Consider the following 24,086-nt stretch of genomic DNA (forward strand, 5'->3'; position numbering starts at 1 on the left):
GGGTTCCGGGCTCACGCCGGGAATCCGAAAAAAGCCGCTAACCTCCCCGTAAACATTGACTGTCCCGGGGAATATGGTATTATAGGAAGGAACTATAGGTGAAAGACTTGGAAAGGGAGGAGTAGGCAGCCAACCCTTCAGAGAGTGGAGCCGTTACGCTGAGAGGCCCCGCAGGATGTAATTGCCGAAGTCGCCCCGGAGTTGCAGGAACGCCTTAAGCCGCATTCATGGAATGCCGCGTCCCCTGCCGGCCGCAGCCGTTATCTGTTTGAGAGCCGTGCCCTTTTCATGGGTGCGGAATGAAGGTGGTACCACGGAAGCTTAAGCCTTTCGTCCTTTGCGGGCGGAAGGCTTTTTTATTTTCATATCTTGGAGGGTTACCCATGGCGGAAGCTAACGAAACGAAAACGCAGAACGAAATGCCGACCCAGTACGATCCGAAAAACGCGGAGTCCAAATGGTACGAGTACTGGCTGAAAGGAAATTACTTCGCGGCGGGAACAAGACCCGATGCCGAGAAGTTTACGATCGTCATCCCGCCCCCTAACGTCACGGGGATGCTGCATATCGGGCATGCGCTCGATTTTACGCTGCAGGACATCATTATCCGCATGAAGCGGATGCAGGGCTTCGACACGCTGTGGCTGCCGGGGTCGGACCACGCGGGAATCGCCACCCAGGCGGTGGTGGAAACGAACCTCCGCAAGGAAGGAATCAGCCGCCACGACCTGGGCCGCGAGAAGTTTCTCGAGAAGGTATGGGAGTGGAAGGAGCTGTACGCGAATCGAATCCGCGAGCAGTGGGGCAAGATGGGCCTGTCCCTCGATTATACCCGCGAGCGCTTTACCTTGGATGCCGGGCTGTCGGATGCGGTTCGGGAAGTATTCGTCCGTCTCTACGAGAAAGGCTTGATTTACCGCGGCAAGTATATCATCAACTGGGACCCGGCCGCCCGTACGGCGCTGTCGGACATTGAGGTCGAGTACAAAGAGGTTCAGGGCAACCTGTACCACCTCGTGTATCCTCTTAAGGACGGCAGCGGTTCGATTACGGTGGCGACAACCCGTCCGGAGACGATGCTCGGGGATACGGCCGTAGCGGTTCATCCGGAGGACGAGCGGTACAAGGACATGGTGGGCAAAATGCTCGTGCTGCCGATCATCGGCCGGGAGATTCCGGTGGTGGCCGACGAGTATGTCGAGAAGGAGTTCGGAAGCGGTGCGGTCAAAATCACCCCGGCCCACGACCCGAACGATTTCGAGGTCGGCAAGCGGCATGATCTTCCACAGGTTCTTGTCATGGACGAGACGGGGACGATGAATGCGAACGCCGGCAAGTACCAAGGGCTCGACCGCTTCGAATGCCGCAAGCAGATTGTGGCGGACATGAAGGAGCTCGGCGTGCTCGTGAAGATCGAAGAGCATGTTCACCAGGTCGGGCACAGCGAGCGGAGCGGAGCCGTGGTGGAGCCGTATCTGTCCACGCAGTGGTTCGTGAAGATGAAGCCGCTCGCCGAAGCCGCCATCTCCGCCCAGAAGGCGGGCAAGGGCGTCAACTTCGTACCGGAGCGCTTCGAGCGGACGTACCTCAACTGGATCGAGAACGTGCGAGACTGGTGTATCTCCCGCCAGCTTTGGTGGGGCCACCGGATTCCCGCGTGGTACTGCGAGGACTGCGGTGAGGTTCAAGTGTCCCGCACAGAAGCGGAAGCCTGCTCCCATTGCGGCAGCAGCAAGCTGAAGCAGGACAATGACGTGCTCGACACGTGGTTCAGCTCGGCGCTGTGGCCGTTCTCGACGCTTGGCTGGCCGGAGCAGACGGAGGACCTCAAGCGGTTCTATCCGACCGATGTTCTCGTAACGGGCTATGACATCATCTATTTCTGGGTGGCCCGTATGATCTTTACGGCTCTCGAATTCACAGGGGAGATCCCGTTCAAGGATGTTCTCATGCACGGCCTCGTGCGGGATGCCGAAGGCCGCAAAATGTCGAAGTCGCTAGGCAACGGAGTCGATCCTCTTGAGGTGATCGAGAAGTACGGCGCCGACGCGATGCGCTTCATGATCTCCACGGGCAGCACGCCGGGACAGGATCTCCGCTTCCGCTGGGAGAAGGTCGAGCAGGCGCGGAATTTTGCCAACAAGATCTGGAATGCGTCCCGCTTCGCCCTCATGAACCTGGAAGGCATGACCGCAGCCGATATCGACCTGTCCGGAGAGCTCGGCACCGCCGACCGCTGGATTCTTCACCGCCTGAACGAAACGGTACGCGATGTCACCCGCTTGAACGAATCGTATGAATTTGGGGAAACGGGCCGTCTGCTGTATAATTTCATCTGGGACGATCTGTGCGACTGGTATATCGAGTTCAGCAAGCTGTCTCTTTACGGAACGGACGAGGCGGCAAAGAAAAGCACCCGCTCGGTGCTTGCCTATGTGCTTGACCGGACCCAGCGCCTCTTGCATCCGTTCATGCCGTACATCAGCGAGGAGATCTGGCAGCACCTGCCGCATGAAGGCGAGACGATCACGCTCGCTTCCTGGCCGGTTTACGAGGCCGGATTCGAAGCTCCGGAAGCCGTACGGGAGATGGAGCTCCTCATGGACATCATCCGTTCGGTGCGCAATATCCGCGCCGAAGTGAACGTGCCGATGAGCAAGAAGATCGAGCTCTTGGTGAAGCCGGCGAACGAGGAATACCAGGGTATCCTCTCCCGTAACGAAGAGTACCTGCGCCGCTTCTGCAGCACCTCTCTGCTCGAGATCCGCGGAGACCTCGCGGCACCGGACAAGGCAATGACCGCCCTCGTGACGGGCGCCGAGCTCTACCTGCCGCTTGCCGGGCTGATCGATATCTCGCAGGAAATCGCGCGTCTTGAGAAAGAGCTGAAGACGCTGCACGGCGAGGTGGAGCGCATCGAGAAGAAGCTGTCCAACGAGGGCTTCGTGGCGAAGGCGCCAGCCAAGGTAATCGAGGAAGAGAAGGCGAAGCTGGCCGATTATGCGGATAAGCGGGCTAAGGTGACCGCACGGCTGGCCGAGCTCCAAGAATAGTTGAATGAATCGTAGGCGTCCTGTGACAATTGGTCAAATTCCCTGACAATTCCGGGGCGTCTTTTCATATATTAGTAAAAGGATGAGTTGGAATGATGAAGACTAGCGACACATCTGTCCCCGCCTTCGGCAGTTATGCCGAAGCGGTGGACTGGATTACACGGAGGGCTCCCGTTCACGGGATCAAGCCCGGCTTGAAGCGGATGCAACGCTTCATGGAACTTCTGGAGCACCCTGAACGGAGGCTTAAGTTTATTCATGTGGCCGGAACGAACGGGAAAGGCTCGACCTGCGCTTACTTGACGAGCGTTCTTCAGAAAAGCGGGTATGACGTGGGGACGTTCACCTCTCCTTACTTGGAGAAGTTTACCAACCGGCTGCGCTTTAACGGAAAGGATATCGAAGAGGAGCAGCTGCTCGAGCTGGCCAACCGGCTTAAGCCGCTGGCCGATGAGATCGAGGCAACCGAGCTCGGGGCTCCGACGATGTTTGAGATCTGCACGGCGCTCGCCATCCTTTATTTTGCCAAGATGACGTATCCGGATTATGTCGTATGGGAAACGGGGCTCGGCGGGGAATTCGACTCCACGAATATCGTCAGCCCGGTGGTTACGGTTATCACGAACGTGGGGCACGACCATATGGATATCCTCGGCGATTCGCTCGTCAAGGTAGCGAAAGCGAAGGCGGGGATCATCAAGGCGGGGGTTCCCGTCATCAGCGCGGTGGACCAGCCCGAGGTGAAGGAAGTGATCGAACGCACGGCCCGGGAGAAGAAGGCTACCCTCTATCTTATGAACCGGGAGTACTCCTATGAGACGGTGTCCTCCGAGCTGAACAAGCAGGTGTTTCATTTCAGCGGTCCCTTCCGGCAGATAGCGGACCTTCCGATCTCCATGAACGGCCATCACCAGATGGAGAATGCCGCAGTGGCGGTCATGACGCTGGAGGTGCTTCGCCAGTATTACGCCTTACTCCTTGAGGATGAGGCGCTGACGCAGGGGCTGTATGAAACCCACTGGCCCGGCCGGCTGGAGATGATCTCGGACCAGCCGAGGATTCTGCTCGACGGCGCCCACAATCCGGAAGGCGCAGCCACCCTGGCGGCGGCGCTGAAGGAGACCTATCGGTACGACCGGCTTCGCCTCATGATCGGGATGCTTTCCACGAAAGATCATTCGGGCTTCCTGACGCATATCCTGCCATTGGTGAATACGCTCGTGATTACGGAACCCGACTTCCACAAAGGCCTTCCGGCCGCCAAGCTGGCGGAGCAGGTGGAGCAGCTGCGAAGCCAGCTGAACGACCGGGTGGAGATCTTCGTGGAGCCCGACTGGAAGAAGGCGCTTAAGCTCTTAGGCGGGCTGACCGGGCCCGAGGATCTGGCCGTGGTATCCGGCACGCTCTATTTAATCTCCGATGTCCGATCGTGGATTTTGTATCAGTCCGATTCCGAAAAAGGTTGGTGAGCAGACTTGACTACGACAGAACACGTGCATTTTATCGGCATCGGCGGTTATGGAATGAGTGCCATTGCCAAGGTTATGCTGGAGATGGGATACCGGGTATCCGGCTCCGATCTCGCCCAGCAGGAGCTGACCGAGAAGCTGGCCGCGAAGGGCGCCCAGGTCTTCATCGGGCATGAGGCGGACCATGTGCAAGGAGCGGACCTCGTAGTGTACTCCACCGCAGCATCCCGGGACAATGTGGAGAGAGTGAAGGCGGAGGAGTTGAACATCCCGATCCTTCACCGCTCCCAGATGCTCGCCCGGCTCATGAACGAGCGCAAGGGCATTGCGGTCGCCGGCGCCCACGGCAAGACGACGACGTCCTCGATGATCGCCCTGGTGATGGAAGAGTGCGGAACGGACCCGACCTACATCATCGGCGGCGAGATCATGAACCTGGGCAGCAACGCCAAGGCGGGCAAAGGCGATTACGTCATTGCCGAGGCGGACGAAAGCGACGGCTCGTTCCTGCAGTATCACCCGTATCTCTCCGTGGTGACGAATATCGAAGCGGACCATCTGGAGAATTATGACGGTGATTTCAACAAGCTGAAGGGCGCCTACGCCCAGTTTCTGAGCCAGGTGCAGGAAGGCGGAAAGGCGATCGTCTGCAGCGACGATCCTTACCTGCAGGAGATGATCCCCGCGATCAAGAGCGAGGTCATCACCTTCGGTATGGAGGCTGACGCCGATTATACGGCTGCCAACGTTCAGCTGGGGGACCGGAAGGTATCCTTCGATGTGGACTACCGCGGTTCCCGGCTGGGAACGGTGACCTTGTCCGTGCCCGGAAAGCACAACGTTTACAATGCGCTGGCCACCATCATCGCCTGCCTGGAAGCCGGCTTGACCTTTGAGAAGGCGGCGGGGGCGATTACCGATTTCAGCGGAGCGAAGCGCCGCTTCCAGGTGCTGGGGGAGACGGACGGCATTCTGGTCATCGACGATTATGCCCATCACCCAACCGAGATTCAGGCGACCATCAGCGCGGCCAAGGCAACCGGCAAGCGGATCGTGGCTGTGTTCCAGCCGCAGCGTTATACGCGAACCTACTTCCTGTTCGAACAGTTCAGCCGCGCGTTCGGAGAGGCCGACGAGGTCATCATCACCGATATTTACAGCCCGGCAGGGGAGAAGCAGATCGAGGGAATTACCTCCGCGAAGCTGGTGGACCTGATCCGGCAGAACAGCAACCCGAGCGTTCGTTACATTCCGACGAAGGAAGAGGTGCTCGAGACGCTGAAAGGGGAAGTGAAATCCGGCGACCTCGTCATTACGATGGGAGCGGGCGACATATGGAAAGCCGCGGACGGGCTGGCGAAGGCTCTTCGCCAAGCCTCTAAGTAAGAAAACGGATCGTTCCGTTTTATGAATGTTTTTGAAAAGAAGCCGCGAGGCTTCTTTTTTCATCCAAATTCTCCGAAAAAGTCACGAAAGTCCGGTTCATCGCACAGAAATGCTCTAGACAGGAAACGGCGCCAATCTAAAATGGAAAGTAGGAAGGAAGAAATGGTATGGTAGCGTAAGACAAGAAGCTCTTACCCGAGGCTTTTTGTCTTGGCTGCCGCCTATCCAGAAAGGACGGTCTTTTATGAACCCAACCGATCTTCATTCCTTCTATATCCGTCATCTGACAGAACAGCTTCTCCCTTTCTGGAAAAAAGCCGTCGACCCTAAGTACGGCGGGGTCTTCACCGGCTTTGATAACCGGGGAGAGGCACTCCTCCACCGGGATAAATTTACCTGGTCACAGGGGCGGTTTCTCTGGATCTGGTCGCGCATCGGTGATTTGTGCCGCCGGGGCGTTCTGAACGAAGAGGAGGAAACTTATTTCCGCGAGGCAAAACGGACCTATGAGTTCATCGACCGCCATGTGTATTTGCCGGACGGAAGCTGCCGTTTTCTCCTGACGGAGGAGGGCGAGCCGCTTGAGAGCATCCCGGGAGAGGGGCAGGACATAAGCTTCTATGCCGACTGCTTCGTGGTGATGGGAAACGCGGAGTACGCCCGGGCAACCGGGCAGGAAGAGGCCTATCGGAAGGCGGTAAGCCTGTTCGAGCATGTGGAGCGGCGTGTTCGAGCGGAAACGGCACGAAGCGAGCCGTATCCGATTCCTGCGGGATGCGAGGCGCACGGCTACGCCATGATTCTGCTCAACTCCTGCCAGGCATTGGCCGATGCGGCGGAGGGCTTGGGGCGGATGGAGGAAGCGGAGGCCTACCGAGGAAGGGCTCTGGAGTATGCGCGGCGCATCGTTAGCCTATTCACCGACTCCTCCTGCCGAATCCGGGAAGTCATCCCCGCCGGACGGCCCGAGGACGCCCCCCGGACCCTGCTGCTGCGCCACCTGAATCCGGGCCACAGCGTTGAAAGCCTGTGGTTCGTCCTGACGGAGGCCGAGAAAGCCGGCGACCAAGAGATGATCGAAGCCTGCTCCGCCGCGCTGAAAAAAGCACTCTCGATGGGCTGGGACCGGGAGCACGGGGGACTCCTCCGTTACGTCGATTTGGACGGAGGGGTGCCTGCTGGCGACCCGCATCCGGGAGCGGAGCGTTTCGAGGCGCTGATCCGGGAGACATGGGACATGAAGCTGTGGTGGCCTCACTCGGAAGCCCTCTATGCCTGCCGGCTCGCTTATCAGCTGACGGATGACACCGGCTTTCTGGAATGGTATGACTTGGTCCATGCTTACACCTTCCAAACATTTCCGGCCGATAAGGGCAGGGAATGGATCCAGATCCGTACCCGGACGGGGGAACCGGTCGAACGTGTCGTCGCGCTGCCGGTGAAGGATCCTTATCATATCATCCGTAATCTTCTGCTGCTGATCGAACGGACCGCCACGTAATAAGGTGACTCCTAGCAGGTATTCGCCCATGCGCCGCAAGGCCGCTAGAACGAAACATAAATGCCCTTCTTGTCTCATAGGATAGCAGTATAACCGATGGACAAGGGGAGCGATAACCAATGAACAAAGCCCGGCTGACTTACCGTCTGGACCGCCAGCCTGACCCGAGAAAAGGAACCCAGCCTCCCGGGGGGGAGAAGAAGGTCATCCCTCTTTCTGAAGAGGAATTTCGGGTGGTGGGGGATCCCCAGCCGTTGAACGAATATACGAATGACTACGGGGCGTGGAGCAGCCCCTTCGACGCCGAAACACGCCGCATCGAACAGCTCATCCGGCACAGCCAGGATAAGCATCCGGAGGTGGTCCGTCCGTCCCGGGAAGCCTCCGCGACGGACCTGGAGGAATGGGAGCCGCCGCATCACCCGGAGACGGGGTATGTGGAGGACGACCGGTACGAACCGTACCAGGAGGAAACGCCCCGGACGGTTCGGGAGAGGGGGTATATCCCGAGCACGGTCCGGACCGTCCGGTATTCCAAAACCCCCTGGATCAAGGTGGCGGCTTCCGTGACGGGGGCGGTGGCCACAGGTGCCCTCCTCGGCTTCTTCGTCCTGTCGCTGTTCTCGGACGATTCCGGTTCCAAGGAGCTGCCGTCCGTAACGGGCGGCGGAGGCTCCAAGTCTGCCGTATCCGCCGGCAAGAACGGCACGGCGGACCCGCAGACGGCGGGCGGCACCAAGCCGGATGCCGCTTCCGTACCGGCTTCAGCCCAGGCGGCCGCCGGAACAGCGGCCTCGATCCCGGCCCGTACCTACACGTTCCTGCAGACCGGCGGCTTCGGCACGGCCCAGGCAGCGGAAGCCCAGGCGGCTGAGCTCCGCAAGAAGGGCGTAGCGGCGGTTACGGAGCCGGGGGATACTGTCTTCGTCTACTCCGGCATTGCCGCAAGCAAGGAAGACGCCAAAGCCGTCACCGCCAGCCTGATCGACAAGAAGATCGAAGTCTACGCCAAAACGGTCTCGGTGGCGGGGGCTTCCCAAATCCGCTGGAACGGCAAAGCGGAGGCTCTTCAAACCTACCTGTCCCAATCCGATCAGCTTCTCCGCATGATCAGCGGGCTGACCCTCGTTCATCTCGAGGAAGCCAAGCCGACGCCGCTTGACGAGGCTACGATGACGGCCGTCAAGAAGGCCCACGACCAATGGACGGCCGGTCAGGCGGAGGTCGCCTCCGGCGCTACCGCCGAAGCCAAAACCGCTCTCCAAAAGATGAACAACGCCATGAACACGGCGAAGCTGTCGCTCGACAAGTACAAGGAGGCTCCGGCCACGGCTACGCTTTGGAATGCGCAGACAAATCTCATGCAGTTCGTATTGGCCGAGAAGGAGCTGCTCCGGATTATCGGGGCCTCCTAGAACGTTCGTTAGCTGAAGGATAGCCGCCGGGGATCAAGCTCCGGCGGTTTTTGGTGATGCGATTGTATCTCTCCGGACAAGACCGTATAATGGGGGATAGGCTTTCGGCCTCTTACTCATCCTACATAAGGTAAGGGATTCTATGAAAAAAAATGCGTTTACGTTAATCATCTTTATCGTCATCGGGCTCATCACCGGAGCTATTGTTTCCCAGCTGCTGGAGCCGGTCAAGGCCCTGTCTTTTCTGACCAAATCGGCTGAGATTTCCTGGGAGCCCCGGGCCGATCTCCACATTATCAAGTATTCGCTTGCGCTCCAAATCCGTCTCAACCTGATCAGCATTCTGGGGATTGTGGCCGCCTTTTGGATTTACCGCAAGCTCTAAGAAGAAATCCGACATCTTTGCTGTCGAAAGGAGCCTCCCATGTCACCGAACGCTCATCCGCTTATTCTGGCCTCCTCCTCTCCGCGAAGGCAGGAGCTGATCCGGACGCTTGGCCTTCCTTACGTCATCCGGGTAAGCGATGCCGACGAAACCGTCGAGCCGGGGCTTTCTCCGGCGCAGATCGTAGAGACCCTGGCGCTCCGCAAGGCCGAAACCGTACACGAGCTAATCCGAAAGGAACGCGACCTGCAGGGAGGCGTGATTATCGGATCCGACACGGTGGTGGTACTGGACGGAGAGGTGCTCGGCAAGCCACGGGACCGGGAGGACGCCTTCATGACGCTGACCCGTCTTCAGGGCTCCACGCACGAGGTATTCAGCGGAGTCGCCTGCCTGGCGGCCGGTGAACCGGAGCAGGCTCAGGAGTCCGCTGCCGCGGCCCGTTCCGTCGGACCGTCCATGAGCTACCGCCTCCGGCACGGAGCCGAGACAGAGAAGCCCAGTGCCGCCGTGGGCCACTCGGTCAGCAAGGTGACCTTCCGTCCCATGAGTCCCGACGAGATCCGCGCGTACATCGCGACGGGGGAGCCCATGGACAAGGCCGGCTCCTACGGCGTGCAGGGCTTGGGTTCGCTGTTCGTCGAGAGAATCGACGGAGACTTCTACTCCGTCATGGGCCTTCCGATGAACCTCCTGTATTCCATGCTTCTAGAGTTTGGAATCAGCCCTTTTAGGCAGCCGGAGGGCCGCGTTTAGCTTCCTTCCGGTCTGGAAGGAAGGAACCTTCTATATCCGGCAAGCAGGGGACCTGCCTCATGCAGGGACCCTCTTTTCATGCCCGAGGCCTTTCGGGCCGCTTCCTCTTTGTCGAAAGATGGAAGATTTCCGGGGCGGCTGACTACCGGTGTTTAGGTTGGTTTTTCCAGCTTATCCTTATTTTTTCGGAAAAAATAGGCGGTTTGTCAGTCAGGCAGAACATGGTATAATAATAAAATGGATTCGTGCCCTTGCATCGAATTACATAGAATTTTGCAAGAAAGAGGGGAATGGATGGAGTCGCCAGGCATCACTTTGCGCGATGTTCCCAATGAAGAACGACCTAGAGAACGCATGCTGCATTTTGGGGCTCAAGCATTAAGCAACGCGGAACTGCTCGCCATTCTAATCCGTACGGGGACGGTAGCCGAATCGGCTGTCCGGCTGGCGGAGCGGGTTCTGAAGGAATCCGGTTCGCTTCGTAATTTGGTAGATATGAGCGTCGACGAGCTTACGCGGGTTAAAGGAATAGGAGAGGCCAAAGCCCTCCAGATCCGCGCAGGCATTGAACTCGGGCGTCGTTTGTCACGGGCGTCCCTGCATGATAAAATAACCATTCGTTCTCCCCGGGATGCCGCCGCGCTCCTTATGGAGGATTTGCGATACCTTCAGAAGGAGCATTTTGTGTGCCTGTTTCTGAATACCAAAAATCACGTCATCGCCCAGGAAACGCTGTCCATGGGAAGCTTGAACGCTTCCATCGTCCATCCGCGGGAAGTGTTTCGTGCTGCCATGAAATGCAGCAGCGCCTCCCTGATCTGCGTACATAACCATCCGAGCGGGGATCCTACGCCAAGTCCGGAGGACATCGAAATCACCGCCCGTCTGGTAGAGGCGGGCCAAATCGTAGGAATCGAAGTGCTCGATCACATCATCATTGCGGATACGGGCTTTGTGAGTTTGAAGGAAAAAGGACACATGTAATATAATGGGATGGCAGCTGCGCGCTGCCATTGAAGGGAGCCAAATTAGTTATGTTCGGTGGATTTACTAAGGATCTTGGGATCGATTTGGGTACGGCGAATACCCTTGTATACGTTAAAGGCAAAGGAATCGTGGTGAGGGAGCCTTCCGTGGTCGCCCTTCGGACGGATACGAAAACGATCGAGGCGGTGGGAGAAGCCGCCAAGAAGATGATCGGCCGGACCCCCGGCAACATCCGCGCGGTTCGCCCTATGAAGGACGGCGTCATCGCCGACTTCGAAACGACCGCCACGATGATCAAGTATTTTCTGCGTCAAGCCCAAAAGCAACGGGTGTTGTTCCAGCGTCATCCCAATGTTATGGTCTGTGTTCCTTCCGGCATTACGGCTGTGGAGAAGCGGGCGGTAGAGGATGCCACCAAGCAGGCGGGGGCCCGCGAAGCGTATACGATCGAAGAGCCTTTTGCCGCCGCTATCGGAGCGGACCTTCCGGTATGGGAGCCGACGGGCAGCATGGTGGTCGACATCGGAGGGGGCACGACGGAGGTAGCCGTCATCTCCCTCGGAGGCATTGTCACCAGCCGCTCGATCCGGATCGCGGGAGACGAAATGGACGAGGCGATTACCCAATACATCAAGCGCATGTACAACCTCATGATCGGGGAGCGTACGGCCGAGCAGCTCAAGATCGAGATCGGCTCCGCACTGCCCATGGAGAAGGGCGAGACGATGGAAATCCGCGGCCGCGACCTGGTCAGCGGACTGCCGAAGACCATGACGGTTACATCGGACGAAGTAACGGAAGCTTTGGCCGATACGGTCAACAGCATTGTGGACGCTGTCAAAATTACGCTGGAGAAATGTCCTCCGGAGCTTGCCGCCGACATCATGGACCGCGGCATCGTGCTCACCGGCGGCGGTGGACTTCTGCGCAACCTGGACAAGCTTCTTTCCCGGGAGACGGGAATGCCGGTCATGGTGGCCGAGAATCCGCTTGACTGCGTGGCCATCGGAACCGGACGAGCCCTCGACAACATTCATCTCTTTAAAGTAAGAAGCGGCTCTTCCGGCAGATCCAAGCGTTAAAAACGAATTATAGAAGGTGTGCCGTCTTGTTCAAGCTTATGGGGAATAAAAAGATGCTTGTGCTGATGCTTTCCTTGATATTCTTTATGACTCTGTTCGGGTTGACCTTGAGGACGAGGGAGAAACTCACCTATCCGGAAAGAATCATTACGGATACCGTCTCGTGGACGCAGGGCTTGTTCAACAAGCCGGCCAGCTTCATCGCGGGAGTCTTTGAGGATATCGGGGAATTGCGGGTGCTTTACCAGGAGAACAAAGCCCTGCGGATGACGCTGTCCCAGTATGCCCGGGATACGATGCGGCTGAACGACCTGGAAGCCCAGAACAAGAGGCTGAAGGATTTACTAGGCTTTACGGAGCAACAGAAAGCCGCCAATAATTATATTTATCATGTGGCTGAGGTGGTAGCCTACAGTCCCGACACCTACAGCAGTACGATCACAATTAACCTCGGCACCCGGGACGGCATTAAGCCGAATATGGCGGTGATGTCGGTCGACGGGCTGATCGGCCGGATCTCCCATGTAACGGATTTCCATTCGAAGGTGCAGCTGCTGACCGGCAATGATTCCGACGCCGCGGCCAAAGGAATCTCCGCCACCATCAAGGGCAAGGAGGATTCCTCCTTTGGCATCGTGAGCTACGATATCGACAAGCAGGCTTTGGTGATGACCAAAATTCCCCAGACGGACGAGCTGGCTCCGAATGATGTCGTCATTACCTCGGGACTCGGGGAAATCTTCCCGAAAGGCATCGTCATCGGCAAGGTGCTGACGAAGGAAGTCGACCGTTTCGGTCTGAATTATATGGCGACGGTGGAGCCTGCCGCCAAGTTCACTCACCTGCGGGAAGTGCTTGTCGTCGAAGTCCCGGACATGAGGTGAGCCTATGAACCGCAACCGATTAACCCTGGTTCTATTCGTCTTATTTCTTATAGAAGGCACTTGGCTTAAATGGATCATACCGCCGGAATGGCAGGAGAACGTAATCGTCGCTCCTCACCTGCTTCTGACGGCGGTTCTTCTAATAGGCATCTATGTCAACCGGCATACCGCGCTACTTTACGGGGCCGGTTTCGGCCTTCTTCATGACATCGTTTATTACGGACCGATGATCGGACCTTACTGCTTATGCATGGGGCTATTGGGGTACGCCGCGGGTCTCATTTCCTTCCGTTCCTACAGCAGCATTTTGACGAGCATGTTTCTGGTGACGGTCGGCAACTTCGCCTTTGAGTGGCTCATCTACGGCATTTACCGTGTATTTCAGGTGATCCACACCGACGTCAACCGCATCTTCCTGTACCAGATGCTGCCGAGCATTCTGATCAATTTGCTGTTTGCCCTCGTCATTTATGTCCCGATGCGGAGGCTACTCGAGAAAGTGAAAGCGGGCGTCCGGACGGAGGATTACAACGGCGACGTGTAAAGCCCATTCCATCATCCCCGTCCGCCGAGGACGGACGGCCGTTATTCTTGGCCAGGAGGTATACCCATTTATGACGGCACCAGCCAAGAAACAGCATGTGAATATAAAAGGAGTCAAGGAAGGCCTGCTGTTCGTCCTGGATGACACCTGCCGCTACACCGACCTGCTGGCGGAGCTCGAAGAGAAGCTGACCGGAACCCACAACAAGATTTTGTCCGGTCCTCAAATTTACGTTCAGGTCAAGCTGGGAGAGCGGGTTCTGAACGAGGCGGAGAAAGAGCAGATCCGGGAATTGATCGGGAAGAGGGGCAACCTTCTCGTCCAGTCGATCGAAACGGAGCAGGCTGTAACGGATGAGATTATTCCAGGACTCGAGGAGTTCAAGGTGATCCGGGGAATGGTTCGTTCCGGCCAGACCGTATCCTTTGAAGGTAACCTGATGCTGCTCGGAGATGTTAACCCGGGAGGATCGATTCTCGCGTCCGGTGATATTATCATTATGGGGTCGCTGCGCGGGATGGCTCACGCCGGAATGGAAGGCAAGGAGGATGCCATCATCGGTGCTTCTCACTTAAGACCCACCCAGCTGAGAATTGCGAATGTCATCAGCCGTCCGCCGGATGAGTGGGGAGTGGAAGAGGCCTTTATGGAATTCGCTTATATCCGGGACGGAGCGATGGAGATCGACAAGATCCATAACCTGCACCGCATCCGGCCTTAGGGCCGAGCAACCGTAAGAGGTCCCGGCCTGTCAGCCTGCTTGCCCGGATCGACAAATAGAGAGGGAGTGAGCCTATGGGAGAGGCAATTGTCATCACTTCAGGCAAAGGCGGAGTGGGAAAAACCACGACATCGGCCAACATCGGCACCGCGCTGGCGCTTCAAGGGAAGAAAGTCTGCATGGTCGATACCGATATCGGCCTGCGGAACCTGGATGTCGTCATGGGCCTGGAGAACCGCATCATCTACGATCTGGTCGATGTGGTAGAGGGCCGATGCCGTCTGAAGCAGGCTCTAATCAAGGACAAGCGGTTCGATGAGCTGTACCTGCTCCCCGCTGCGCAGACGAAGGATAAACATTCCGTCTCGCCGGAGAGTGTGCGGGAAATCGTTCTGGAGCTTAAGAAAGAGTTTGATTTTGTTATAATTGACTGTCCGGCCGGGATCGAGCAGGGATTCAAGAATGCGGTAGCCGGCGCGGACAAAGCCATCGTGGTGACCACTCCAGAGAACGCCGCCGTTCGGGATGCGGACCGGATCATCGGCCTCTTAGAGAAAGAGAACATGCAATCGACCAGCCTTGTGGTGAACCGGATCCGCCCGAATATGGTAAAGAAGGGCGAAATGCTCGACATAGACGAGATTTGCCAGGTGCTGGCGATTGATCTCCTGGGCATTGTTCCGGATGACGAGCACGTCATCAAGGCTGCCAATTCGGGCGAACCGACGGTTATGAATCCGACGTCCCGGGCGGCCGTAGCTTACCGCAACATCGCGAGACGGATTCTGGGGGATACGGTTCCTCTCATGTCTTTGAACGAGAAGCCGAGCATGTTCGCGAAGATGAAGAAATTTTTTGGTATGGGATAGGATAAGATGTTTCCCTTATTTAACAAGTTTAAAAGAATTGACTGGTCCCTTGTCCTTATCCTCCTAGCGTTTATGGTAATCAGCACGTTTCTGATTTACAGCGCTACGATCAGCTCGAAATACGCTGATATGGGCTTTCATAAGAAGAACCTGGTATTCTATGCGGTCGGATTCGTCGCCCTCTTTGGAGTGGCGCTGTTTAACTTCCGGTGGCTGCTGAAATCCTCCATCTATTTATATGCCATCGGGCTGATTCTTCTCGCCGGTCTGTACACCCCCCTCGGCAAAGTCTATTTCGGGGCGCGGGGATGGTATACCATTCCCGGACTTAACATGGATTTTCAGCCGGCGGAGCTTGTGAAGCTGATCCTCATCATTACCATAGCCGCTTACATCGGACGGCGGGAAGGGGAGAAGCTGGAGCTGCTGCGCGATGTTATCCCGATCGGCGTCATTGTGGCCGTTCCTTTCGCGATGGTCGTCCTCATGCCGGATCTTGGGAACGCCATTATCTTCATTGTCATCCTGCTCGGCATGTATTGGATCGGAAACATCAAATTCCTCCATGTGCTGATCGGGACGACGCTGGTGGCGGGGAGCATCGGATTGTTCGTCTTTCTGTTCAGCTCTTACCATGATGAAGTCTCCAAGGTCATGGAGGCGATGGGCGGGGGGCACTGGGTCCAGCGGTTCGACTCCTTCCTGAGCCCGGAAACGAGCAGCCGGGACACCAACTTCCAGGGCGAAAATTCCAAGATTGCGATCGGCTCCGGGAACTTGACCGGGAACGGCTATCTGAAGGGAACCTCCGTTCACAGCAACTTTATTCCCGTCGCTTACTCCGACGCCATCTTTGTCGTGGTGGGAGAGGAATTCGGCTTCCGGGGCGCCGTCATCCTGCTTGTCCTGTATTTCATCATGATCTACCGGATGATCATTATCTCGATGGAGACGGAGGATTTGCGGGGCTCGTACATCATCGTGGGAATCGTTTCCCTGTATGTGTTCCAGATTTTCGAGAACGTCGGCATGCTCATAGGCCTTATGCCGATTACCGGCATTACCCTTCCGTTCGTCAGCTACGGGGGGACCTCCCTGCTGATCAATATGGTGGCGATCGGACTCGTCATGAGCATCCGGGTTCACCAGGAGAAGCCGGACGAACTGGAGTGACGGCCGAACCTGAGTGTCTTTCTTGCCTCTCCTTACCCCTACCTTCCGTTGCATAGCCGACGGAAGGTTTTTTATTTGTAGAAACGTCTATTCCCGGTAGGTTGTCCGTCTCCAAGCGCGAACGGAATAAATCCCTATCCCCATTTCATAAGATGAGAGTAAACAAGCTATCGCGAAACGGGGGCACGGATATGGAAAGGATATCGAGCGTGAGGCAGCGGCGGCAGGACCGGATCCGCGAAATTCAGGAGAGGACAAGCCGGGGAGGGCGGCCGGAAGCGACAGAAGAGCGCGCCCCGAGTAACGCAAGAGTGGCAAGCGGTTTCCCCACAGGCTATCGGGACAACCCGCCGTTGCCGGTGTCACCACCGGACAAGCGGTTCGAGGATCCCGAGTACGTGTGGAAGCTTAAGGAACGGCAGCTGCTTGGGCTGCCCCCGACCCTCCCCGAGTGGGAGACGGACCGGCCGGGGAGGCCGGTTCGTCCCATCGGATGGAGGCTGACGGTCAGCGCGGTGCTGTTTGCCGCGGTATGGGGCCTCTTCCAGGTGCAAGCCCCGTGGGCCGCGGATGTCCAAGCCGTGGTCCGTCAGTCGCTCACACGGGAATGGGATTTCACCCGGGCCGCCGTCTGGTACGAAGAGAGGTTTGGTGCGGTGCCCTCCTTCCTTCCGGCCTTTCATCCGGGGGAGGAGGGAGAGACCAAGGCTGCCTCCAAGAGCCTGCAAGCCTTCCACGTCCCGGCCCGCGGCACCATCGTGTCTGCCTTTGCCAATTCTCACCCATGGGTGGTACTGCAGACGGAGCCGGGAACGGTCATTCATGCCATGGATACCGGGCGTATCCTTTCCGCAGGACTGAAGGAATCCTCCGGCTATACCCTTGTTATTCAGCACGCGAACGGCCTGCAGACCACCTACGGGCTGCTGGATAAAGGAGCCTGGGCCGCCGGAGACTGGGTGAAGGGCGGCGAAGCGCTCGGCAAAGCCTCGCTCAACAGCCAAACGGGCCGGGGAAGTTTTTATTTTGCCGTTATGAAGGACAAAGAATACCTAAATCCGGCGGATGTGGTCCGCTTTGATTAACCTGGGAGGAACGGCTTACCGCTTCCACCCTCTGTTTGTTATGCTTATGCTGCTTTCCTTGGCGACGGGTTATTTTGTGGAGCTGCTCACCCTTTTCGGGCTCGTGTTCATTCACGAGATGGGCCATGTCGCCGCGGCTAAAGCGTTCGGCTGGACGGTTCGGGAAGTGCAGTTCCTCCCGTTCGGGGGAGTGGCCGTCGTGGAGGAATCCGGCAGCATGCCGGCCCGCGAGGAATTGTGGGTAGCCTTAGCGGGGCCTCTGCAGAACCTCTGGATGATCGCCCTGGCCCTCTTGATGAAGGCTGCAGGCTGGGATAACGACGGCTGGTGGGATTATTTCCTGAAGGCCAATGCCATGCTCGGGCTTTTCAACCTGCTGCCGGTTCTTCCGCTGGACGGGGGCAAGGTGCTGCTTTCTGTGCTCAGCTACTGGGTCAGCTACCACCGAGCCATGCTCTTCTGCGCCTGGAGCAGCCTGGCCTTTTCCTGCGTGCTGCTTGGGGGAACGCTTCTTACCCTGTCCACAGCCGGTCTTCACCTCAATCTTCTCATGATTGGCGTCTTCCTTCTTTATTCCAATTGGTACGGTTACCGGCACCTTCCCTACCAGTTTATCCGCTTTCTCATGAGCCGGGAGAAAACGGCGGCCCGCCAGCGCGGGAAGGGTATTCCTGCCCAGCCCCTCCTTGTCCACGAACAAGCTCCGGTCGGTGAGGTGGCCCGTCGGTTGATGAGGGAGCGGCATCACCTGATCTACGTCTGCGGTCCCGAAGGCCGAATCCGGGGAGTACTGCCGGAGAGAAGGCTGATCGACTCCTACTTCACCGATGCCAAAACGGGCCGTGCGGTTTCCGAGCTGATCATGTAGAATAGGAAGCAGGAAGGACCGGGGGTGGAACGGTGAAGCAGGTCATCATTCATCATGCAAACGGAACAAGCAAAGCGGCGCTGCTGGAGGACGGTCGGTTATCGGAATTTTATGTGGAGCAGACGGGCGAGAAGGAACGGGCCGGCAATCTGTACAAAGGACGGGTGGTGAACGTTCTTCCCGGCATGCAGTCGGCCTTTGTGGACATCGGTCTCGAGAAGAACGCTTTTCTGTACCGGGACGATCTCCTGCCCGCCCACCTGGAGAAGCAGCCCGCGGACAAGCCGTGCATCCAAGAGTTGGTCCGCCCCGGTCAAGAGCTCATCGTTCAGGTCAAAAAAGAACCAAGCGGCAGCAAGGGGGCAAGGGTCACGACCCATTTCACCTTGCCCGGACGTTGGATCGTCTATATGCCAAACGCCGATTATACGGCGGTTTCCCGCAAGATCGAGTCCAACGAAGAGAAGCTGCGGCTGAAGCAGATCGGTGACGAGCTGCGAAGCGGCGGAGACGGCATTATCCTCCGAACCATAGCGGCCGGCCAGCCGGCGGAATCGCTCGGCCGGGATTGGGAGAGACTGCACAGCGTCTGGGAGGGCGTCCTGCAGGAGGCTTCGCTTCAGAAAGCCCCCTGTCTCTTGTTTCAGGACTTGGCCCTCGTGCCCCGCCTGGCCCGGGACTTGTTCACCGACGGGATTGATGAGCTGGTTGTGGATGACGAGGAGCTCGCGGAACAGATCGGCCGCATGGTGAAGGACACGGCCCCGAAGCTGGCCCGCTGCGTCCGGGTGTACCGCGGGGAAATCCCGGTGTTCTATTCTTTCCCCGTGGCGGAGGAGCTTGAGAAGGCTTTCCGCCGCAAAATTTGGCTGAACAACGGCGCCTACCTGGTTATGGACCAGACCGAAGCGCTTACGGTTATTGATGTCAATACCGGGAGGTATACGGGCGGGGAGAACCTGGAGCAGACCGTGTTCGAAACGAACATGGAGGCCGCGCGTGAGATTGTGCGGCTTCTCCGGCTCCGGGATATCGGGGGGATCATTGTCGTCGATTTTATCGACATGAAGGACGAGAACCACCGTCAGGCGGTTCGTCGGCAGATGGAGGAGTCCGCACGCGCCGACCGGACCAAGACGCTGATGATCGGCTGGACGAAGCTGGGCCTTTTCGAATTGACCCGCAAGAAGAACCGCCAGGCGCTGGACGGCCAGTTCTTCGACAGCTGTCCTTACTGCGGGGGCTCGGGGAAGGTGCACTCCAAAGATCACCCTTTGTACGGGCAGTAACCCGCCGGAAGAAAGCTTCTGCGGCAGTCCAATTAGCCGTTGCTTTGTTCAGGTGGCTATGGTAGAATAGTTCAGTGTGTTGCCAACCGCACGAGTCGGGTTTAAGTATGGAGCGTTCTCGGATGCCTCGTCACCTGGACATAGGCGAGTCTTACTATTGAGGGAGGTGCAACAATGTACGCTATTATTGAAACGGGCGGTAAACAGTACAAGGTCCAAGAAGGCGACGTTCTCTTCATTGAGAAGCTGACGGTCGGCGAGGGCGATGCGGTTACGTTTGACCGTGTTCTGGCTGTTTCCAACGACAACGGTTTGCAAATCGGTTCTCCGGTTGTTTCCGGTGCTTCCGTATCCGCTAAAGTAGAAAAGCACGGCAAAGGTCGCAAGATCATCGTGTATAAATACAAAGCGAAGAAGAACTACCGTCGCAAGCAAGGCCACCGTCAGCCATACACCAAAGTTGTGATCGACAAGATCCAAGCGTAAGGCACCCATGATTCGAGTTCTTATTGAGAGAGCCGAAAAAGGGACCGTCTGTGCTTTTCGTGTAGAAGGCCATGCCCGCTATGCGGATCCGGGACAAGACATCGTCTGCGCCGGTGTATCTGCGGTGACGGTCGGCACGGTGAATGCCGTGGAGAAGCTGACCGGAGTGGAAATGCCAAGCAAGATGAAGAACGGATTCCTGCAGGCGTCGGTGCCCGGCAATCTGAAGGAGGACCAGCAGGCGCAAGTCCAGCTGCTTCTCGAATCGATGATTGTCATGCTTCATTCCATTGAAGAGTCCTACGGGAAATATATAGCTTTGGAAGACCACTAAGTAAAGAAGGAGGTAACCGAGATGTTGAAATTAAACCTTCAGCTTTTTGCATCCAAAAAAGGGGTAGGTTCCACCAAGAACGGACGCGACAGCATCGCGAAGCGCCTTGGCGTTAAGCGTGCTGACGGCCAGACGGTAACGGCAGGAAGCATCCTCGTTCGTCAACGCGGAACGAAGATCCACCCAGGCAACAACGTGGGCATCGGTTCCGATGACACCCTGTTCGCCAAAGTCGAAGGCGTTGTGAAGTTCGAGCGCTGGGGACGTGACCGCAAGAAAGTGAGCGTGTATCCGGTTCAAGAAGCTCCGGTTGCAGCCGCTGTAGAAGTGTAAGATAAGGAAGATCCGATCGAACCCTGGCGGCGACGCCGGGGTTTTTTCTTGTGGGGAGAGAAATCTCGGTTCCACTTTTTGGGGGGACCTGTGGTATACTGAGGGGACGGGATTGACGGAGTTGCCGGAACGGGAGAGATACCATGAAACGTTGGAGCAGCCTGCAAAGGCCTGCTGTTGCCTTAATTGTTGCGTCATTGGCTGGTCTGGCCGCGGTTCCGATGGACTGGCCGTACCGGGTCATCCTGGCCCTGTTGGGCCTGCTGGGCCTTCTCGGCTGGAGAAGGAGCGTTCAGGAGCAGGGGAAACACCGAGAAGCGGCCGAGAACAACCGTCTGATCAAGGCCATGAACGAATACCGGCATGACTGGATGAACGACTTCCAGGTGCTGTTTGGGTACATCAGGTTGAAAAAATATGATAAGCTGCTCGATTACATGGACAAAATAAACGCAGACGCCTACCGGGAAAGCTATGTCTCGAAGCTCGGCCTTCCTTCGCTTATCGTCTACTTCTACTCGTACCGGACGGATAAGAAAGCCATGGAGCTCGAGATCGAGATTGAAAGGGAAATCGTGCTCACCAAGCTGCCATTGGACAGCGAGAAAGCAGGAGAGCTTATTCGCCGAACCGTCGAACTTTTCCGCGAGAACGCGGTAGAAGGGGAGCCGAATGTGCTGAGCCTTGCTTTCGATTTGGAAGAAGAAGGCCTGCTGCTTGATTTCGTCTATACCGGCGTTATGGATAAGGCAAATCTCCGGCAAGGGCTGGAAGGGCTTAGAGACTCCTATCCGGATGGGACCCAACTGGAACACAACGAAGAAGACGAGGGAGCGGCGGTGACGATCCGGCTCCCATTTCATAACCAATGAGGTGCATTCATGTTTGTAGATAAAGCGAAAATTTTTGTAAAAGGCGGCGACGGCGGCGACGGAGTCGTGGCTTTCCGTCGGGAGAAGTATGTCCCGGAAGGCGGCCCGGCCGGTGGTGACGGAGGCAACGGCGGCGATGTCATCTTCGTGGTGGACGAAGGCTTACGCACGCTGATGGATTTCCGCTACCAAAGGCATTTCAAAGCGGACCGCGGGGTGAAGGGACGCAACAAGAACATGCATGGGGCGAATGCCGACGACATGATCGTTAAGGTACCTCCAGGGACGATCGTCATCGATGACGATACCCAGGAGGTGATTGCCGACCTGACCCGGCAGGGCCAGCGGGTCGTGGTGGCGAAGGGAGGCCGAGGGGGCCGGGGTAACACACGCTTCGCCACCCAGAGCAACACCGCTCCGGAGATTGCCGAGAACGGGGAGGAAGGCCAGGAACGCTGGATCGTGCTGGAGCTTAAGGTAATGGCCGACGTCGGTCTCGTGGGCTTCCCCAGCGTGGGCAAATCGACCCTGCTGTCGGTTGTTTCCGCCGCTCAGCCCAAGATCGGGGCCTATCACTTCACGACCATTACGCCGAACCTCGGCGTCGTGGATGTCGGGGACGGGCGCAGCTTCGTCATGGCCGATCTTCCGGGCTTGATCGAAGGGGCCCACGAGGGAGTCGGCCTCGGACATGAATTTCTGAGGCACGTGGAGCGGACGAGGGTGATCCTTCATGTGGTGGACATGTCCGGCTCGGAGGGAAGGGATCCCTTCGACGACTACTTGAAAATCAACGAGGAAATCAAGCTGTACAACGCCAAGCTGGAGGAACGCCCCCAGCTGATCGTAGCGAACAAGATGGATATTCCGGAAGCGGAGGAAAACCTGCAGGAATTCCGCCGGAAGCTGGCCGAAACGGGAACCGACCGTGCGATCTTTGCCATTTCGGCTGCCGCCAACCAAGGGATTCAGGAGGTGCTTTACAAAGCCGCCGATCTCCTGGATGCCATTCCGGATCAGCCGCTGGTCGAAGAAGTGGCCGAGGTGGAGGAGCGCAAGGTCTATCGTCTGGACAAGCGGGAGGAGCAGGACTACACCATCCGCCGGGACAACGAGGATTTCGTCATCGACAGTCCGAGCCTCGAGAAGCTCATCAAGCGGACGAACTTTGGCTCGCATGACGCCGTTATGCGGTTCGCGCGGATCCTGCGGAACATGGGTATCGATGCGGAGCTGCGCCGCCGCGGGGCGGTAGACGGACAGACGATCCGCATTGCGGACTTTGAGTTTGAATTTGTGGAGCACGAATAACGTTTTTCGTCTCCTTCCTTGTAAACGAAGAACCTTCCCGCCGCGGCTTGCGGACCGGAAGGTTCTTTTTGCGTGCGGCCAACGGGGGGAAAGAGTGCTTGTCCAAGAGGGTCATCCGTCAGCCCCATCAGATGACGTTCGGATCGAGCAAGGGAGTCCAATGCAGAGTCGGCATGCCGGGAGTAGGAAGGTCCGTCCAGCCGGCGGTGGCCACCCACAAGTGGGGAGCGGGGCCGAACGTGAGGTAGTGCTCTAGAAGCGACCGGTATACGAAAGGGATATGCCGGTCCTCCTGAAGCACATGCTTCCGGGGAATCCAATGCAGCTCGCCTTCCCCCGTTTCGCTCACATTCCGGCGTACGGTCTCTCCGATATAGAAGAACTGCTGCCGGATCTCGTTGTCCTTCAGCCGGATCAGGATATACTGCATCTTGAAGTTCCGGATTTCGTGAGGGAGGAGTCCCGTTTCTTCGTGAATTTCCCGTAGACAGGCGGTCTCCGGATCGTTCAGCTCCTGCGGCTCCAGGTGACCGCCTACGGCCGCCCACATGCCCGGATGCAGGGTGCGCTCGGGGGCTCTTTTCATCATCAGCAGGTCGTCCCCGTTAAACAGCATAGCCGCGGCTATCATACGTAATCTCATGTCTTTGGATTCTCCTTTATGAATTTTACCTATTGCCGGATCCATGCAAGTTCGTTATAATGTCCACTATACAGAAACAACAGTCTACATGGGGAGGACGTATTCCGGGTGCTGGACCAGAATCAATTGGAGCGATATTACTTGGTGCGGGAAGACATTTTGCCCGAAGCCGTATTGAAGACGATCCAGGCCAAGGAGCTTCTCGCCCATGGACGGGTGAAGACCATTCATGAAGCCGTGGATCAGGTAGGGTTAAGCCGCAGCGCCTTCTATAAATACAAGGATGGCATTTACCCGCTCAGCAAGCTGGACCGGGAACGCATCGTGACCATATCCATGGACCTCGAGCACCGCTCCGGCATCTTGTCCAAGGTGTTGGCGTTAATCGCCGGCCTGGAGGGCAATGTGCTGACCATTCACCAGACGATTCCCCTTCAGGGCATGGCGAACGTGGTGATCTCCGCGGACACCTCCCATATGGGAGACCATTGGAATGTGCTGATGAAGAAGCTGAACGAGCAGGATGGAGTCAAGCGCGCCGTTCTCGTCGGCCAAGGGTAAGACGGCAGGGGCACGGTGTCCCGAAGTATGCCGATAAGCGAATAGAAGGAGATCGCCGGTCGGTCTGGCGGTCGGCCTT

The 24,086-nt window shown here is 57.4% G+C and carries 24 protein-coding genes and 1 other annotated feature; of the genes, 23 read left to right on the forward strand and 1 reads right to left on the reverse strand.

Annotated features, from left to right (window positions below; all coding sequences use genetic code 11):
• Positions 1 to 383: 383 nt before the first annotated feature.
• The 22 genes from MJA45_RS08020 (at position 384) to obgE (ending at position 22,803) form a co-directional block, all read left to right on the forward strand.
• Entirely contained in the window at positions 384 to 3,053 is a 2,670-nt protein-coding gene (locus MJA45_RS08020; protein ID WP_315606744.1) for a valine--tRNA ligase, read from the forward strand.
• 95 nt (positions 3,054 to 3,148) lie between these two features.
• Entirely contained in the window at positions 3,149 to 4,522 is a 1,374-nt protein-coding gene (locus MJA45_RS08025; protein ID WP_315607963.1) for a bifunctional folylpolyglutamate synthase/dihydrofolate synthase, read from the forward strand.
• Positions 4,523 to 4,528: 6 nt separating this feature from the next.
• Complete coding sequence (murC, locus tag MJA45_RS08030) at positions 4,529 to 5,908, forward strand: UDP-N-acetylmuramate--L-alanine ligase (RefSeq protein WP_315606745.1); 1,380 nt, start codon at positions 4,529 to 4,531, stop codon at positions 5,906 to 5,908.
• 244 nt (positions 5,909 to 6,152) lie between these two features.
• Complete coding sequence (locus MJA45_RS08035) at positions 6,153 to 7,409, forward strand: AGE family epimerase/isomerase (RefSeq protein WP_315606746.1); 1,257 nt, start codon at positions 6,153 to 6,155, stop codon at positions 7,407 to 7,409.
• Positions 7,410 to 7,528: 119 nt separating this feature from the next.
• A complete protein-coding gene (locus MJA45_RS08040) occupies positions 7,529 to 8,824 on the forward strand; it encodes an SPOR domain-containing protein (RefSeq protein WP_315606747.1) in 1,296 nt (431 codons plus the stop codon).
• A gap of 142 nt (positions 8,825 to 8,966) precedes the next feature.
• Entirely contained in the window at positions 8,967 to 9,209 is a 243-nt protein-coding gene (locus MJA45_RS08045) for a DUF4321 domain-containing protein (protein WP_315606748.1), read from the forward strand.
• Between the two features lie 39 nt (positions 9,210 to 9,248).
• Positions 9,249 to 9,965, forward strand: coding sequence for a Maf family protein (locus MJA45_RS08050; protein WP_315606749.1), 717 nt, complete (start codon positions 9,249 to 9,251; stop codon positions 9,963 to 9,965).
• A gap of 294 nt (positions 9,966 to 10,259) precedes the next feature.
• Complete coding sequence (radC, locus tag MJA45_RS08055) at positions 10,260 to 10,949, forward strand: RadC family protein (RefSeq protein WP_315606750.1); 690 nt, start codon at positions 10,260 to 10,262, stop codon at positions 10,947 to 10,949.
• A 50-nt stretch (positions 10,950 to 10,999) separates the two neighbouring features.
• Positions 11,000 to 12,034 carry a rod shape-determining protein gene (locus tag MJA45_RS08060; protein WP_315606751.1) on the forward strand — a complete coding sequence of 345 codons (1,035 nt, stop codon included), beginning with the start codon at positions 11,000 to 11,002 and terminating at the stop codon, positions 12,032 to 12,034.
• A gap of 38 nt (positions 12,035 to 12,072) precedes the next feature.
• Positions 12,073 to 12,918, forward strand: a complete 846-nt coding sequence (mreC, locus tag MJA45_RS08065; protein WP_315606752.1) for a rod shape-determining protein MreC — start codon at positions 12,073 to 12,075, stop codon at positions 12,916 to 12,918.
• Positions 12,919 to 12,922: 4 nt separating this feature from the next.
• A complete protein-coding gene (mreD, locus tag MJA45_RS08070; protein ID WP_315606753.1) occupies positions 12,923 to 13,462 on the forward strand; it encodes a rod shape-determining protein MreD in 540 nt (179 codons plus the stop codon).
• Positions 13,463 to 13,532: 70 nt separating this feature from the next.
• The gene (minC, locus tag MJA45_RS08075) at positions 13,533 to 14,183 is read left to right on the forward strand and encodes a septum site-determining protein MinC (RefSeq protein ID WP_315606754.1); all 651 of its coding nucleotides are present in this window, start codon (positions 13,533 to 13,535) and stop codon (positions 14,181 to 14,183) included.
• Between the two features lie 74 nt (positions 14,184 to 14,257).
• Positions 14,258 to 15,052 (forward strand): septum site-determining protein MinD, encoded by a 795-nt coding sequence (minD, locus tag MJA45_RS08080; RefSeq protein WP_315606755.1) that lies wholly within the window; start codon positions 14,258 to 14,260, stop codon positions 15,050 to 15,052.
• Positions 15,053 to 15,058: 6 nt separating this feature from the next.
• Positions 15,059 to 16,225 (forward strand): FtsW/RodA/SpoVE family cell cycle protein, encoded by a 1,167-nt coding sequence (locus MJA45_RS08085; RefSeq protein ID WP_407083114.1) that lies wholly within the window; start codon positions 15,059 to 15,061, stop codon positions 16,223 to 16,225.
• Between the two features lie 191 nt (positions 16,226 to 16,416).
• Entirely contained in the window at positions 16,417 to 17,310 is an 894-nt protein-coding gene (locus tag MJA45_RS08090; protein WP_315606757.1) for a peptidoglycan DD-metalloendopeptidase family protein, read from the forward strand.
• Positions 17,303 to 18,178 carry a site-2 protease family protein gene (locus MJA45_RS08095; RefSeq protein ID WP_315606758.1) on the forward strand — a complete coding sequence of 292 codons (876 nt, stop codon included), beginning with the start codon at positions 17,303 to 17,305 and terminating at the stop codon, positions 18,176 to 18,178. Before MJA45_RS08090 ends, MJA45_RS08095 begins: the two co-directional genes overlap by 8 nt.
• Positions 18,179 to 18,210: 32 nt before the next feature.
• Positions 18,211 to 19,467, forward strand: a complete 1,257-nt coding sequence (locus MJA45_RS08100) for an Rne/Rng family ribonuclease (RefSeq protein ID WP_315606759.1) — start codon at positions 18,211 to 18,213, stop codon at positions 19,465 to 19,467.
• A gap of 73 nt (positions 19,468 to 19,540) precedes the next feature.
• Positions 19,541 to 19,629 (forward strand) — a sequence feature (ribosomal protein L21 leader region).
• Between the two features lie 12 nt (positions 19,630 to 19,641).
• Complete coding sequence (rplU, locus tag MJA45_RS08105) at positions 19,642 to 19,953, forward strand: 50S ribosomal protein L21 (RefSeq protein ID WP_315606760.1); 312 nt, start codon at positions 19,642 to 19,644, stop codon at positions 19,951 to 19,953.
• 7 nt (positions 19,954 to 19,960) lie between these two features.
• Positions 19,961 to 20,287 carry a ribosomal-processing cysteine protease Prp gene (locus MJA45_RS08110; RefSeq protein ID WP_315606761.1) on the forward strand — a complete coding sequence of 109 codons (327 nt, stop codon included), beginning with the start codon at positions 19,961 to 19,963 and terminating at the stop codon, positions 20,285 to 20,287.
• A gap of 21 nt (positions 20,288 to 20,308) precedes the next feature.
• The gene (gene rpmA, locus MJA45_RS08115; RefSeq protein ID WP_315606762.1) at positions 20,309 to 20,620 is read left to right on the forward strand and encodes a 50S ribosomal protein L27; all 312 of its coding nucleotides are present in this window, start codon (positions 20,309 to 20,311) and stop codon (positions 20,618 to 20,620) included.
• Between the two features lie 143 nt (positions 20,621 to 20,763).
• Entirely contained in the window at positions 20,764 to 21,492 is a 729-nt protein-coding gene (locus tag MJA45_RS08120) for a Spo0B domain-containing protein (RefSeq protein WP_315606763.1), read from the forward strand.
• Between the two features lie 9 nt (positions 21,493 to 21,501).
• A complete protein-coding gene (gene obgE / locus MJA45_RS08125; protein WP_315606764.1) occupies positions 21,502 to 22,803 on the forward strand; it encodes a GTPase ObgE in 1,302 nt (433 codons plus the stop codon).
• 127 nt (positions 22,804 to 22,930) lie between these two features.
• On the opposite strand, the gene MJA45_RS08130 is transcribed toward obgE, so the two are convergent.
• Complete coding sequence (locus MJA45_RS08130; protein ID WP_315606765.1) at positions 22,931 to 23,446, reverse strand: NUDIX domain-containing protein; 516 nt, start codon at positions 23,444 to 23,446, stop codon at positions 22,931 to 22,933.
• Between the two features lie 108 nt (positions 23,447 to 23,554).
• Between MJA45_RS08130 and MJA45_RS08135 the strand changes: the two genes are divergently transcribed.
• On the forward strand, positions 23,555 to 24,007 hold the full coding sequence (locus tag MJA45_RS08135; protein ID WP_407083115.1) for an ACT domain-containing protein: 453 nt from the start codon (positions 23,555 to 23,557) through the stop codon (positions 24,005 to 24,007).
• Positions 24,008 to 24,086 lie beyond the last annotated feature (79 nt).

This window comes from Paenibacillus aurantius, assembly GCF_032268605.1.
GTDB classification, from domain to species: Bacteria; Bacillota; Bacilli; order Paenibacillales; family NBRC-103111; genus Paenibacillus_AO; species Paenibacillus_AO aurantius.